Origin of the sequence: Pseudomonas sp. CROZ-RG-20F-R04-15, from assembly GCF_022662375.1 — a bacterium.
In the GTDB taxonomy this organism is placed as follows: domain Bacteria; phylum Pseudomonadota; class Gammaproteobacteria; order Pseudomonadales; family Pseudomonadaceae; genus Aquipseudomonas.
This window is the reverse complement of the sequence record NZ_JAKNQL010000009.1, coordinates 130650-144160: the sequence shown is the minus strand read 5'-3', so window position 1 is coordinate 144160 and position 13511 is coordinate 130650. Positions and strand designations below refer to the sequence as shown.

Annotated in this window: 13 protein-coding genes; 2 read left to right on the top strand and 11 right to left on the bottom strand. The window is 59.2% G+C overall.

Annotated features, from left to right (window positions below):
* Window positions 1-138: 138 nt before the first annotated feature.
* From L8H52_RS15500 to L8H52_RS15490, 3 genes are all read right to left on the bottom strand, one after another.
* Window positions 139-1503, bottom strand: a complete 1365-nt coding sequence (locus tag L8H52_RS15500) for an aspartate aminotransferase family protein (RefSeq protein ID WP_034151967.1) — start codon at window positions 1501-1503, stop codon at window positions 139-141.
* Between the two features lie 57 nt (window positions 1504-1560).
* Entirely contained in the window at window positions 1561-2919 is a 1359-nt protein-coding gene (locus L8H52_RS15495; RefSeq protein ID WP_007913846.1) for a glutamine synthetase family protein, read from the bottom strand.
* 97 nt (window positions 2920-3016) lie between these two features.
* Window positions 3017-3373 (bottom strand): glutamine amidotransferase, encoded by a 357-nt coding sequence (locus tag L8H52_RS15490; RefSeq protein ID WP_157786257.1) that lies wholly within the window; start codon window positions 3371-3373, stop codon window positions 3017-3019.
* 278 nt (window positions 3374-3651) lie between these two features.
* Here L8H52_RS15490 and L8H52_RS15485 point away from each other — a divergent pair, with 278 nt between their 5' ends.
* Both L8H52_RS15485 and L8H52_RS15480 read left to right on the top strand, forming a co-directional pair.
* Window positions 3652-5028, top strand: coding sequence for a glutamine synthetase family protein (locus L8H52_RS15485; protein WP_007913842.1), 1377 nt, complete (start codon window positions 3652-3654; stop codon window positions 5026-5028).
* 243 nt (window positions 5029-5271) lie between these two features.
* Window positions 5272-5898, top strand: coding sequence for a TetR/AcrR family transcriptional regulator (locus L8H52_RS15480; RefSeq protein ID WP_242207741.1), 627 nt, complete (start codon window positions 5272-5274; stop codon window positions 5896-5898).
* 167 nt (window positions 5899-6065) lie between these two features.
* Here the strand turns inward: L8H52_RS15480 and L8H52_RS15475 are convergent, their stop codons facing one another.
* The 8 genes from L8H52_RS15475 to L8H52_RS15440 form a co-directional block, all read right to left on the bottom strand.
* The gene (locus L8H52_RS15475) at window positions 6066-6281 is read right to left on the bottom strand and encodes a TOBE domain-containing protein (RefSeq protein WP_003229256.1); all 216 of its coding nucleotides are present in this window, start codon (window positions 6279-6281) and stop codon (window positions 6066-6068) included.
* A gap of 27 nt (window positions 6282-6308) precedes the next feature.
* On the bottom strand, window positions 6309-7115 hold the full coding sequence (gene ssuB / locus L8H52_RS15470) for an aliphatic sulfonates ABC transporter ATP-binding protein (protein ID WP_242207740.1): 807 nt from the start codon (window positions 7113-7115) through the stop codon (window positions 6309-6311).
* Entirely contained in the window at window positions 7112-7894 is a 783-nt protein-coding gene (ssuC, locus tag L8H52_RS15465) for an aliphatic sulfonate ABC transporter permease SsuC (protein ID WP_003229260.1), read from the bottom strand. Before ssuC ends, ssuB begins: the two co-directional genes overlap by 4 nt.
* Window positions 7895-7902: 8 nt before the next feature.
* Entirely contained in the window at window positions 7903-9051 is a 1149-nt protein-coding gene (ssuD, locus tag L8H52_RS15460; protein ID WP_008085337.1) for an FMNH2-dependent alkanesulfonate monooxygenase, read from the bottom strand.
* Window positions 9052-9076: 25 nt separating this feature from the next.
* On the bottom strand, window positions 9077-10057 hold the full coding sequence (locus tag L8H52_RS15455; protein WP_242207739.1) for a sulfonate ABC transporter substrate-binding protein: 981 nt from the start codon (window positions 10055-10057) through the stop codon (window positions 9077-9079).
* Between the two features lie 90 nt (window positions 10058-10147).
* Window positions 10148-10741 (bottom strand): NADPH-dependent FMN reductase, encoded by a 594-nt coding sequence (gene ssuE, locus L8H52_RS15450; RefSeq protein WP_034151973.1) that lies wholly within the window; start codon window positions 10739-10741, stop codon window positions 10148-10150.
* Window positions 10742-11005: 264 nt separating this feature from the next.
* The gene (locus tag L8H52_RS15445; protein ID WP_077574963.1) at window positions 11006-11644 is read right to left on the bottom strand and encodes a peroxiredoxin; all 639 of its coding nucleotides are present in this window, start codon (window positions 11642-11644) and stop codon (window positions 11006-11008) included.
* A gap of 296 nt (window positions 11645-11940) precedes the next feature.
* On the bottom strand, window positions 11941-13320 hold the full coding sequence (locus tag L8H52_RS15440) for an OprD family porin (protein WP_242207738.1): 1380 nt from the start codon (window positions 13318-13320) through the stop codon (window positions 11941-11943).
* Between the last annotated feature and the right edge of the window lie 191 nt (window positions 13321-13511).

Below are 13511 nucleotides of genomic sequence, written 5' to 3'. Positions count from 1 at the left end.
CTTTGTTCAGCGGCCGAACCCGGACAACTGGAACCGCGGCTAGTCTGGCAAGATCCGAGGCGGTCTTTCAAGAAAAGACCAGCCTTTCTGACAGCTTTGAGCGAGAGCGCCGCGGCTCTCCCGCTCAGAGCCTAGCACTTAGCCCTGCAACGCACTGAGGGTCAGGTCCAGACACTTGCGTGCCTTGGTCACCAGCTCATCGATCTCGGCTTTGCTGATGACCAGCGGCGGCGCGATGATCATGGTGTCGCCCACAGCGCGCATGATCAGGCCATTGTCGAAGCAGAACTGGCGGCAGATCATGCCGACACCCTTGCCTTCGTAACGCTTGCGAGTGGCCTTGTCCTGCACCAGCTCGATCGCGCCCAACAGACCGACACCGCGAACTTCACCCACCAATGGGTGATCGTTCAGTTCCCGCAGACGTTTCTGCAAATACGGTGCCGTTTCGTTGTGCGCGTTCTCGATAATTTTTTCATCGCGCAGAATGCGGATGTTTTCCAGGCCCACCGCGGCTGCCACCGGGTGACCGGAGTAAGTGAAGCCGTGGTTGAAATCGCCACCTTCGTTGAGCACCGCAACAACGCTGTCGCGAACGATCAGGCCACCCATCGGGATGTAGCCGGAGGTCAGGCCTTTGGCGATGGTCATCATGTCGGGTTTGAGGTCGTAGAAATCGCTACCGAACCACTCACCGGTACGGCCGAAACCGCAGATCACTTCGTCCGCGACGAACAGGATGTCGTACTTGGCGAGGATTTCCTTGATGCGCGGCCAGTAGCTGTCGGGCGGAATGATCACGCCGCCGGCGCCCTGGATCGGCTCGGCAATAAAGGCACCGACGTTGTCGACGCCGACTTCGAGAATCTTCTCTTCCAGCTGATTGGCCGCCCAGATGCCGAACTCTTCCGGGGACATGTCGCCACCCTCGGCGAACCAGTACGGCTGCGCGATGTGAACGATGCCCGGGATCGGCAAGTCGCCTTGTTCGTGCATATAGGTCATGCCACCGAGGCTGGCGCCAGCGACGGTCGAACCGTGGTAACCGTTCTTGCGGCTGATGATGACTTTCTTGTTCGGCTGGCCTTTGATCGCCCAGTAGTGGCGAACCATACGCAGCATGGTGTCGTTGCCTTCGGAGCCGGAACCGGTGAAGAACACATGGTTCATGCCTTCTGGTGCCACGTCGGCAATTGCCTTGGCCAGTTCCAGTGCCGGCGGGTGCGCGGTCTGGAAGAACAGGTTGTAGTACGGCAGCTCGCGCATCTGTTTGGCAGCCGCATCGGCCAGCTCATCGCGACCGTAACCGATAGCCACGCACCACAGCCCGGCCATGCCGTCGAGAATCTTGTTGCCTTCGCTGTCCCACAGGTAAACGCCCTTGGCGTTGGTGATGATCCGCGGGCCTTTCTCTTTCAGCTGCTTGAAATCGCTGAACGGCGCCAGGTGGTGATCATTGCTGAGTGCTTGCCACTCGCGGGTTTGCGGGTTGTTGCTGGTCATGCCAATTCTCCTTGTTATCGGTGAAGGCGCGGCTTTTTGAGGGCCGCGCCTGGCGTATCAGACGGCGAAGAGCAGGTATTCACGCTCCCACGAACTGATCACGCGCTTGAAGTTTTCATGCTCGGCCCGTTTTACCGCGACGTAGCCAGTGATGAAGGTTTTGCCCAGGTATTTCTCGATGGTGGCGCTGTTTTCCATGCGCTCCAGCGCATCTTCGATGGTCAGCGGCAGGCGCAGGTTGCGGCGTTCATAACCACGACCCACCACTGGCGCGCTCGGGTTGAGGCCTTCGACCATGCCGATGTAACCGCAGAGCAGGCTCGCGGCGATCGCCAGATACGGGTTGGCGTCGGCGCCCGGCAGACGGTTTTCAACACGACGGTTCTGCGGGCCGGCATCCGGTACGCGCAGGCCGACGGTGCGGTTCTCTTCGCCCCACTCGACGTTCACCGGTGCCGAGGTGTCCGGCAGGAAGCGGCGGAACGAATTGACGTTCGGCGCGAACAGCGGCAACAACTCAGGAATCAGTTTCTGCAAACCACCGATGTGGTGCAGGAACAACTGGCTCATGGTCCCGTCTTCGTTGGAGAAGACGTTCTTGCCGGTCTCGATGTCGATGATGCTCTGGTGCAAGTGCATCGCACTTCCCGGCTCACCGGTCATCGGCTTGGCCATAAAGGTCGCGGCCACGTCGTGCTTGAGTGCGGCTTCGCGCATGGTGCGTTTGAACACCAGAATCTGGTCGGCCAGCGACAGGGCGTCGCCGTGACGGAAGTTGATTTCCATCTGCGCCGTGCCGTCCTCGTGAATCAGCGTGTCGAGGTCCAGCTCCTGCAGTTCGCACCAGTCGTAGACGTCTTCGAACAACGGATCAAATTCGTTCGCCGCTTCAATGGAGAATGACTGACGACCGATTTCCGGACGGCCCGAGCGACCGATCGGTGGCTGCAACGGATAGTCAGGGTCGTCGCTGCGCTTGGTCAGGTAGAACTCCATTTCCGGCGCCACGATCGGCTGCCAGCCCTTGTCGGCATAGAGCTTGAGAACTTTCTTGAGGACGTTGCGCGGCGACAGCTCGATCGGGTTGCCTTGCTTGTCATAGGTGTCGTGGATCACCTGCGCGGTCGGCTCGATGGCCCAAGGCACCATGTACACGGCGTTCTGGTCGGGGCGGCAGATCATGTCGATGTCGGCCGGGTCGAGCAGTTCGTAATAGATGTCGTCTTCGACGTAGTCGCCGGTCACGGTCTGCAGCAGCACGCTCTCGGGCAGACGCATGCCTTTTTCGGCGATGAACTTGTTGGTCGGCGAGATCTTGCCCCGGGTGATCCCGGTCAAGTCGGCGATCATGCATTCGACTTCTGTGATCTTGTGGTCTTTCAACCAATCGGTGAGCTGGTCGAGGTTGTTACTCATAAATGCCTCTGGGCTGAGTCTCCTGACATGATGTCAGGCAAAGTTTGACGCTTTGAGCGTCGCGTTAAAGGGGGGCTTGCTTGTGCGCAGTGCGGGCTTACGCCGGGCACCGCGCATAGACAATGAAAGAGGAGCTTACCTGCCCTTTACGCTGGCGTTGCATTTCCTGTGCACACTCAAGGCGTGCAGAATCATGAGCACGGCTGAGGAAGCCGCACAGGCTTTGGAAATGAAAGCGATCTATAGTGGAAGGAGACGCCATAAACAGGATGCTTTCCCGTACGTCCAGAATATCGGACGCTGGCGCTTGAACGGCCATGGACGGGAACATCGTCGGCAAGCGGCAAGCCTTGCTGGCTGCGCTACGGACGGATTTGTCGCCACTGATGTGATGAGCATGCAGACCGGACTGTTGCGAGCAGTCGGTGATGCCGATTAACGGCAGGCGAGACATGAAGCACCCCGGTATTATTGCTGTTATGGGTTTGATCGGAGCTTAGCCTTGTTCATTTTTTTACACAACACCCCCGTAAAAAATACAACACGGCCTGCTCAAGCCCGCGGGTGCCAAGCGTCCCAAGGACTAAAAACTGCCGAAAAATGCCCCATAAATGCCCTCACAGCGCTTTTTTAGGGCAAAAAAGGCCTCGCTTGACTTCGGCAGGCCGTTCGGGTTGACTGAAACCAGAAAAGATCAATGATTGATATTTTTAACAACAAAGGTGTTGCATCATGTCGGTACCCCCGCGTGCCGTTCAGCTTAACGAAGCGAACGCGTTCCTTAAGGAACATCCTGAGGTTCTGTACGTTGACCTTCTGATTGCGGATATGAATGGTGTGGTGCGCGGCAAGCGCATTGAACGCACCAGCCTCCACAAGGTTTACGAGAAAGGCATCAACCTGCCGGCCTCTCTATTTGCTCTGGATATCAACGGTTCAACGGTGGAAAGCACCGGCCTGGGCCTGGACATCGGCGACGCCGATCGTATCTGCTATCCCATCCCCGATACCCTGTGCAACGAGCCATGGCAGAAGCGCCCCACCGCGCAACTGTTGATGACCATGCACGAACTCGAAGGCGACCCTTTCTTCGCCGATCCGCGTGAAGTCCTCCGTCAGGTTGTTGCAAAGTTTGACGAGCTGGGCCTGACCATCTGCGCGGCCTTCGAACTCGAGTTCTACCTGATCGACCAGGAAAACGTGAACGGCCGTCCTCAGCCACCACGCTCGCCGATCTCCGGCAAACGTCCGCACTCGACGCAGGTCTACCTGATCGACGACCTCGACGAATACGTCGACTGCCTCCAGGACATTCTGGAAGGTGCCAAAGAGCAAGGCATTCCGGCCGACGCCATCGTCAAGGAAAGTGCCCCGGCGCAGTTCGAAGTGAACCTGCACCACGTCGCTGACCCGATCAAGGCGTGCGACTACGCGGTACTGCTCAAGCGTCTGATCAAGAACATTGCCTACGACCATGAAATGGACACCACCTTCATGGCCAAGCCGTACCCTGGCCAGGCAGGTAATGGTCTGCACGTACACATCTCGATTCTGGATAAAGAAGGCAAAAACATTTTTGCCAGCGAGGATCCCGAGCAGAACGCCGCGCTGCGTCACGCGATCGGCGGTGTGCTCGAGACCCTGCCCGCGCAGATGGCTTTCCTCTGCCCGAACGTCAACTCCTACCGCCGTTTCGGCGCACAGTTCTACGTGCCGAACTCGCCGTGCTGGGGTCTGGACAACCGTACCGTAGCGATTCGCGTACCGACCGGTTCGTCCGATGCCGTGCGTATCGAACACCGCGTCGCCGGTGCCGATGCCAACCCGTATCTGTTGATGGCTTCGGTTCTGGCGGGCGTGCACCACGGTCTGACCAACAAGATCGAGCCGGGCGCGCCTGTCGAAGGCAACAGCTACGAGCAGAACGAGCAAAGCCTGCCGAACAACTTGCGCGATGCCCTGCGCGAGCTGGACGACAGCGAGGTGATGGCCAAGTACATCGATCCGAAATACATCGATATCTTCGTCGCCTGCAAGGAAAGCGAGCTGGAGGAGTTCGAACACTCCATCTCCGACCTTGAGTACAACTGGTATCTGCATACCGTTTAAGCGGTTGTAGCTTCAGGAAAAACGCCGTTGGCTGATTCAGCCAACGGCGTTTTTTTATGGCCGCCTGCGGCGGTTCGCGAGCAGGCTCGCTCCCACAGTTGATCTCCAGTGAACATGAATGCTGCGTCCACAGAGCCTCCCTGTGGGAGCGAGCCGGCTCCGGGCGGCGTTCCGACGAAGGCGTACCGGCAGACAACACCGAAGCCGGCTCGTACAATGCCCGCTGCCCCGCAGGAGACTTCCATGACGCGACCCGCCCCCGTCCGCAAACCCCGTGCCCGCAGTCAGGCGCGGATCGATTCGATACTCGACGCCGCGCGCACATTGCTGGCCGCCGAGGGTGTGGCCAGTCTGTCGATCTACAGCGTCGCCGAGCGCGCGCAGATTCCGCCCTCCTCCGTGTACCACTTCTTCGCCAGCGTCCCGGCATTGCTCGAAGCGCTGACGGCCGATGTCCACGCGGCGTTTCGTGCCTGCCTGCAAGCACCGATCGATCATGAAGCGCTGCGTGACTGGCGTGATCTGTCGCGACTGGTCGAGCAGCGCATGCTGGAGATCTATGACGAAGACGCGGCGGCGCGTCAGTTGATCCTCGCGCAGCATGGTCTGACCGAAGTGACCCAGGCTGACCGTCAGCACGACATCGAACTGGGCGATCTGATGCACAAGCTGTTCGATCATCACTTCGAGTTGCCGAGGCTGCCGAAGGATGTCGATGTGTTTGCCCTGGCGATGGAGTTGGGTGACCGGGTTTATGCGCGCTCGGTGCAGCAGCACGGGCAGATCACGCCGCGCATGGCCGAGGAAGGGATGCGCGTGTTTGACGCTTACATTGGGCTGTATCTGCCACCTTATCTGCACAAGCGCTGAGCCACGATCGTTCCCACGCTCTGCGTGGGAATGCAGCCCGTGACGCTCCGCGTCACTGGACGCGGAGCGTCCCAAGAGGCATTCCCACGCGGAGCATGGGAACGATCGACAGACACAAAAAACCCCGCAGGGCTCACGCCCTCCGGGGTTGTTTTTTACTCACTGGCTTACAACTTGGCGATCGATACCTCGGTGGATTTCACAAAGGCGATCACTTCGCTGCCCACAACCAGCTCCAGCTCCTTGACCGAACGAGTGGTGATCACCGAAGTGACGATGCCCGAAGCGGTCTGCACGTCGATTTCCGACAGCACGTCGCCGAGGACGATTTCCTTGATCGAGCCTTTGAACTGGTTACGGACGTTGATGGCTTTGATAGTCATGGCAATGATTCCTGTCGTTTGCTTGAGTTATTGAGCCCAACGCAATTGCGTAGGCAGTGGTGAAACAGGTTCCGGCGCCGGCGGTTCGCCGGGCAGGGAAAGAACACGGTTAAGCACTTCGGTTTCCAGCGCTGCCAGGCGATGCGAACCACGTACCCGTGGGCGCGGCAGTTCGACATGCAGGTCGAGGCCGACTTCGCCGTCCTCGATCAGAATCACCCGGTCGGCAATCGCCACCGCTTCGCTGACGTCATGGGTCACCAGCAGCACAGTGAAGCCGTGTTGCTGCCAGAGACGTTCGATCAGTTGCTGCATTTCGATGCGGGTCAGCGCGTCCAGTGCGCCGAGCGGTTCGTCGAGCAGCAGCAGACGCGGTTGATGGATCAGCGCCCGCGCCAGTGCGACGCGTTGTTTCTGCCCACCGGACAAAGCCGCCGGCCATTCATTGGCGCGATCCGCCAGACCGACTGCCTCCAGCGCATCCAGTGCTTGCTGACGCCAGTTGCCCTTGAGGCCGAGCCCGACGTTGTCGATGATCTTTTTCCATGGCAGCAGCCGTGCTTCCTGGAACATCAATCGAGTGTCTTCCCGTGCGTCACTGAGGGGCGCAGAGCCGGCGAACAGTTCACCGCCAGTCGGTTGATCGAGGCCGGCGAGCAAGCGCAGCAAGGTGCTTTTGCCACAGCCACTGCGCCCAACCACAGCGACGAATTGCCCCGCCGGAATGTGTAGATCGATGTCCCGCAGTACCTGCCGCGCGCCAAAGGTTTTCTGCAGATTGCGCACTGCCAGCGGAATCCCGCGCAGCAGGCGTGGAGGTTGTTGAGCAGTCATGCCGCACCTCCTTTGGCAACCTGATAGGCCGGGTGCCAGCGCAACCACACACGTTCAAGTCCACGGGCGGCGAGGTCGGCGAGTTTGCCGAGCACGGCGTAAAGCAGGATCGCCAGCACCACCACGTCGGTCTGCAAAAACTCGCGAGCGTTCATCGCCAGGTAGCCGATGCCGGAGCTGGCGGAAATGGTTTCAGCGACGATCAGCGTCAGCCACATAAAGCCCAAGGCGAAGCGCACACCGACCAGAATCGAAGGCAATGCGCCCGGCAGAATCACCTGCCAGAACAGGCTGAAACCGCTCAAGCCATAACTGCGCGCCATCTCCACCAGCGCCGGGTCGACGTTGCGAATGCCGTGATAGGTATTGAGGTAGATCGGGAACAACGTGCCCAGCGCCACCAGAAAAATCTTCGCCGACTCGTCGATGCCGAACCACAGGATCACCAACGGAATCAGCGCCAGGTGCGGCACGTTGCGGATCATCTGCACCGAACTGTCGAGCAGGCGTTCGCCCCATTTCGACAGGCCAGTGATAAAGCCCAAGACCAGACCGATACTGCCGCCGATAGTGAAACCGAGGGCCGCACGCCAGCCACTGATCGCCAGGTGCGTCCAGATTTCGCCGCTGCGCACCAGGCTCACGCCGGCTTCGATCACCGCCACCGGTGCCGGCAGAATCCGTGTCGACAACCAACCGGCCGACACCGACAACTGCCACACCGCCAGCAACAACACCGGCAACGCCCAGGGCGCGAGGCTGTGGATGATTTTCTTCATGGCGCGCCTCAGCTCTGCGACGCGGCTTTGGGAAGAATGTCGTTGGCGACCATCTCGCCGAACGGGCTGACATAACCGGCGCTTTTCGGCAGTTCCGGACGCTCGATGTCGAGGTGCGGGAACAGCAGTTCAGCGACGCGGTACGACTCTTCCAGGTGTGGATAACCGGAGAAGATGAAAGTGTCGATGCCCAGATCGGCGTATTCCTTCACACGCGCGGCCACAGTCGGGCCATCGCCGACCAGCGCCGTACCGGCACCGCCGCGGACCAGACCGACGCCGGCCCAGAGGTTCGGGCTGACTTCGAGGTTGTCGCGACTGCCGCCGTGCAGGGCGGCCATACGTTGCTGGCCGACCGAATCGAAACGCGCCAGCGAAGCCTGAGCACGAGCGATGGTGTCGTCGTCCAGGTGCGAGATCAATCGATCCGCCGCTTGCCACGCCTCAGCGTTGGTTTCACGAACGATCACGTGCAGACGAATGCCGAAGCGCACGGTGCGGCCAAGCTTGGCGGCTTTGGCGCGGACTTGTGCGATCTTCTCCGCCACCGCGGCTGGCGGCTCGCCCCACGTCAGGACCATTTCCACTTGTTCAGCGGCCAAGTCCTGCGCCGCTTCCGACGAGCCACCGAAATACAGCGGCGGACGCGGTTGCTGGATCGGTGGATAGAGCAATTTCGCGCCCTTCACGCTGATGTGCTCGCCGTCGTAGTCAACGGTTTCGCCTTCCAGCACACGGCGCCAGATGCGGGTGAATTCCACCGAGGCTTGATAGCGTTCTTCGTGGCTGAGGAACAGACCGTCGCCGGCCAATTCTTCCGGGTCACCGCCGGTTACCAGATTGAACAGCGCACGACCGCCGGACAGACGATCCAGTGTCGCTGCCTGCCGCGCCGCGACCGTCGGGGAAATGATCCCGGGGCGCAGAGCAACGAGGAATTTTAAACGCTGGGTCACCGGGATCAGCGACGCCGCCACCAGCCACGAGTCTTCGCAGGAGCGGCCAGTCGGAATCAGCACACCACCGAAACCCAGACGATCCGCCGCTTGCGCGACCTGTTGTAGATAACCGTGGTCGACGGCGCGAGCGCCTTCGGCGGTGCCAAGGTAATGGCCGTCACCGTGGGTAGGCAGGAACCAGAAGATATTGAGGCTCATGGAGTGGTCTCCTTGGGAATTCGAGTTACTGGGCTTGGGTGGCCGAGCTTTGGGCCACAGCGGCCGGTGGTGTCCAGATCACATCCTTGATGCTCAGCGGCTTGGGAATCAGCTTGAGCTGGTAGAACGTGTCAGCGATTTTCTGCTGCGCGGCGACCACTTCCGGGGTCAGGAACAGCGCGCCGTAGCCCTGGCGTTTCACCGAGGTCAGGGTGATGTCTGCCGGCAGGCCGAGCAGTGGCGCGACTTGTTGGGTGACGTCTTCAGGATTGGCCTTCGACCACTCACCGACTGCGCGCACTTCTTCCACGAGAGTCTTGATCACCTGAGGATTTTTCTCTGCGTAAGTTTTGGTCGCGAGATAGAACTGGTGGTTGTCGACGATGCCTTTGCCGTCGCGCAGGGTGTGCGCTTGCAGTTGTTTCTCGGCGGCGGCCTGGTACGGATCCCAGATGACCCAGGCGTCGACGCTGCCACGTTCAAACGCAGCGCGAGCATCGGCGGGCGGCAGGAATACGGTTTGAATGTCGGTGTATTTGAGACCGGCGTCTTCCAGCGAACGCACCAGCAAGTAGTGAACGTTGGAGCCTTTGTTCAGCGCGACTTTCTTGCCCTTGAGATCGGCCACCGATTTGATCGGCGAGTCTTTCGGCACAAGGATCGCTTCGCTGTTTGGCGCTGGCGGTTCGTAGGCGACGTAGAGCAAATCGGCGCCAGCAGCTTGAGCGAAGACTGGCGGGGTTTCGCCGGTGACGCCGAAGTCGATCGAGCCGACGTTCAGGCCTTCGAGCAGTTGCGGGCCGCCGGGGAATTCAGTCCACTGCACGTCGACGCCTTGGGCGGCCAGACGTTTTTCCAACGTGCCTTTGGCTTTGAGCAGCACCAGCGTGCCGTACTTCTGATAACCGATCCGCAATGTCTCGGCTTGAGCTTGAGTGATGGCGCCGAAGGTGACAGCCGCAGCAAACAGAGCGACCAGACCACGACGCAAAAATACAGTGCGCATAGCGCTCTCCTTTTTGCTGTTGGGTTTTGGCTGCACCTGCTTGGCCGTTAGCGGCTGAGTAAGGTGAAGTACATCAAATGCGGGTGAGGCTTAAATGCTCCAGCGAGCACTCAACAAACGTTCGTTCAACAGACCCGGTTCCAGCGGCTTGGGCCGGCGGGCCATGGCGCCGACAAACTGATCCAGCGCTTCATGCAGTCGCTGCTCCAGCGCTGGTGCCAGTTGTGCTGCGGCACTGCCTTCGCCGTAAGCGATCTGGCTGTCCTCGGCGAAAATCCCCTGGAGCATTTCCTGGGCTTTCAGCGCCGACAACACAGGCTTGAGCGCGTAGTCGACCACCAGCATGTGGGCGATGCTGCCGCCGGTGGCCATCGGCAAGACAATCTTGTGGTTCAGGGCGCGCTCGGGCAGCAGATCCAGCAGCGTTTTCAGGGCGCCGGAAAATGACGCTTTGTAAACCGGTGTGGCGATCAGCAGGCCGTCGGCGTTTTCAATCTGTTGCAACAGGTCGAGCACCTTCGGGCTGTCGAAGCGGGCGTGAAGCAAATCTTCGGCCGGGAAATCCCGTACCTGATAACTCACCACTTCTACGCCTTGCTGCTGCAACCAACGTTGCGAGCGCTCCAGCAGCACCCCGGAACGGGAGCGCAGGCTGGGGCTGCCACCGAGTGAGACGACCAGCATTGAGACAATTCCTTAAGCGTTACAGGCGATTCGCGGGTTGCGATCTCGCTTCGATGGAGTGACCTTACCAGCTGATTTATATATCCATAAATCATATTTATTCATTTGGTTATGCTTTTTGGAGATATGCATTTCAACAAACTGCGGGCGAAAAAAAAGGCCGTCGAAACGGCCTGAAATCCCCTGCTTAGTAGCTACACGCTGACGCGGAGCGTCACGGGCGGCATTCCCACGCTGAGCGTGGGAACGATCTGCCCAAGAAGATCACTTGTTCGGCTGTGGCGTCAGGCGCAGGTACGGCTTCACCGCGCGATAACCCTTCGGAAAGCGCTGCTTGATCTCTTCCTCATCCTTGAGCGACGGCACAATCACCACCTCTTCACCGTCCTGCCAGTTGGCCGGGGTCGCTACCTTGTAGTTGTCGGTGAGTTGCAGCGAATCGATCACCCGCAAAATCTCGTGGAAGTTGCGCCCGGTGCTCGCCGGATAAGTGATGGTCAGGCGAATTTTCTTGTTCGGATCAATCACGAACAGCGAACGCACGGTCAGCGTGTCGTTGGCGTTCGGGTGGATCAGGTCATACAGATCCGAGACTTTGCGATCGGCATCGGCGAGGATCGGGAAGTTGACGATGGTGTTCTGGGTTTCGTTGATGTCTTCGATCCACTTGTGGTGCGAGTCCACCGGGTCGACCGACAGCGCGATGGCTTTGACGCCACGTTTGCTGAACTCATCCTTGAGCTTGGCGGTGAAGCCCAGCTCAGTGGTGCACACCGGGGTGAAATCCGCCGGGTGGGAGAACAGCACGCCCCAGCTATCGCCCAGCCATTCGTGAAAACGAATCTTGCCAGCGCTGGAATCCTGTTCGAAATCGGGGGCGATGTCGCCGAGTCTGAGGCTCATGGTGCTGCTCCTGATGAGTTGTTCGAGACCTCAACTGTAGCTCGTGATTTGCCATCATGAAAAAGAATAAATAATGAGATATCTAGATCATAAGTGAATATTAAACATCTGTTCACTGGACGCTCGGCGGCATCCCGACGAACATCGGTCGCAAGGTTCGAGAAGGCCTTGAGTTGCTGTAAAGAGGGGAATTTCGGGGAGGGCTTACGGGGGTGAGCCTGACTCGAAAACGCAAAAGCCCCGTCCGGCGCGATGCCGGACGGGGCTTTTTTTCATCCGCGAATCGAGACGCGCTACTACAGCAGCGGGATCGAGTAGCTGACGATCAGGCGGTTTTCATCCTGGTCACGCTGACCTGGGATGTCGTTGCGCCACATAGCGTTTTTCCACATCAGGCCCAGGTTTTTCAGCGGGCCTTCCGGTACGACGTAACCGACGGTCAGGTCGCGTTCCCACTCGGAACGGCCGCTACCCGACTCTGGATAAGGACGAGTGCCCGATACTGTGTCGATGTTGTCGCCACGCAGGTAGACCAGACCAGCAGTCAGGCCTGGTACGCCGATTTTGGCGAAGTCATACGAGTAGCGTGCTTGCCAGGTGCGCTCGCCGGCACGGCCGAACTTCTGGATTTGCATGTCGGTGATGGTGTAGTTCGACGAGCCGTCGCCCTGGTTCAGCCAAGGGAAGTCGCTGCTACCGTTGGAAACCTGGTAACCGCCACCGAAAGTGTGACCAGCAACGGTGTACAGGAACAGGCCGCTGTACAGGTTGTTGTCGACTTTGCCTTTGCCGCTTGCAACGCCGTCGTAGTTGCCCGAGCTGTAGTACAGCGGGTCGTGACCATTTGCACCGTCGTCGGAGCTGTTGAAGTAACGCAGGTCAGACTTCAGCACGCCCGGGCCGATTGCCCAGTTGTGGACCAGACCCAGGAAGTGCTGCTTGTAGAAGTCTTCCAGGTTGCCGTAGTAGTACTGAGCGGTCAGGTCTTTGGTGATTTTGTAGTCACCACCGGCGTAGATGAACTTGTTGCTGTCACGACCAGTGATGGTGTGCGCGTTTGCGCCGCCAATCGACAGTTGCTCATTGTTGCTGGAGTTACGACCTTTCACGGCTTCGATCTGACCGCCAACCAGCGTCAGGTCTTTGATGTCGCCGGAAGTGATCTGGCCACCCTGCCAGGTTTGTGGCAACAGACGACCGTCGTTGGTCACGATGACCGGGTTCTTCGGCTGCAGAGTACCCAGCTTCAGTTCGGTCTGGGAAATCTTGGCTTTGGCAGTCAGGCCCAGGCTGGAGAAGTTATCAACGGCTTCGCCGTTGGACTTGCTCGGGAACACAGTGCCACCGTACGAGGTAGCGGTAGCGCCGTTAGTGCCGCCACCGGAATCCAGACGCACGCCCAGCAGGCCGATGGCGTCGATACCGAAGCCGACGGTGCCTTGGGTGTAACCGGAGATGAAACGCAGATCGAAGCCTTGGCCCCATTCTTCGTTCTTGCTCTGCACGCCAGCACGCTTGTTGGCAGCAGTACCAGCAGCGCTGTCACGGTTATCAGTGTTGATGTAGAAGTTACGCAGCCCCAAAGTAGCTTTGCTGTCTTCGATGAAACCGGCGGCGCCTGCCTGCTGCGCCATAACCCCTACGGCCACAGCCAGGGCCAAGGTGGACTTGTTCATGTAAAGCTCCTCTCGTTTCTAATTCTTGTGTTCCTGGCCCGGGGTCTGATGCCCTGGATCCTAAGATGCGCGATTAGCGCCAGACCGTGACTGACAAGTCAATCGTAACCTTGTGTGTCTACGACCAAGGTCTAATCGCAGTGATTTGGTCCGTGCAGAGTAAAGATTTCCTGATAAACCCAAAAAGAATT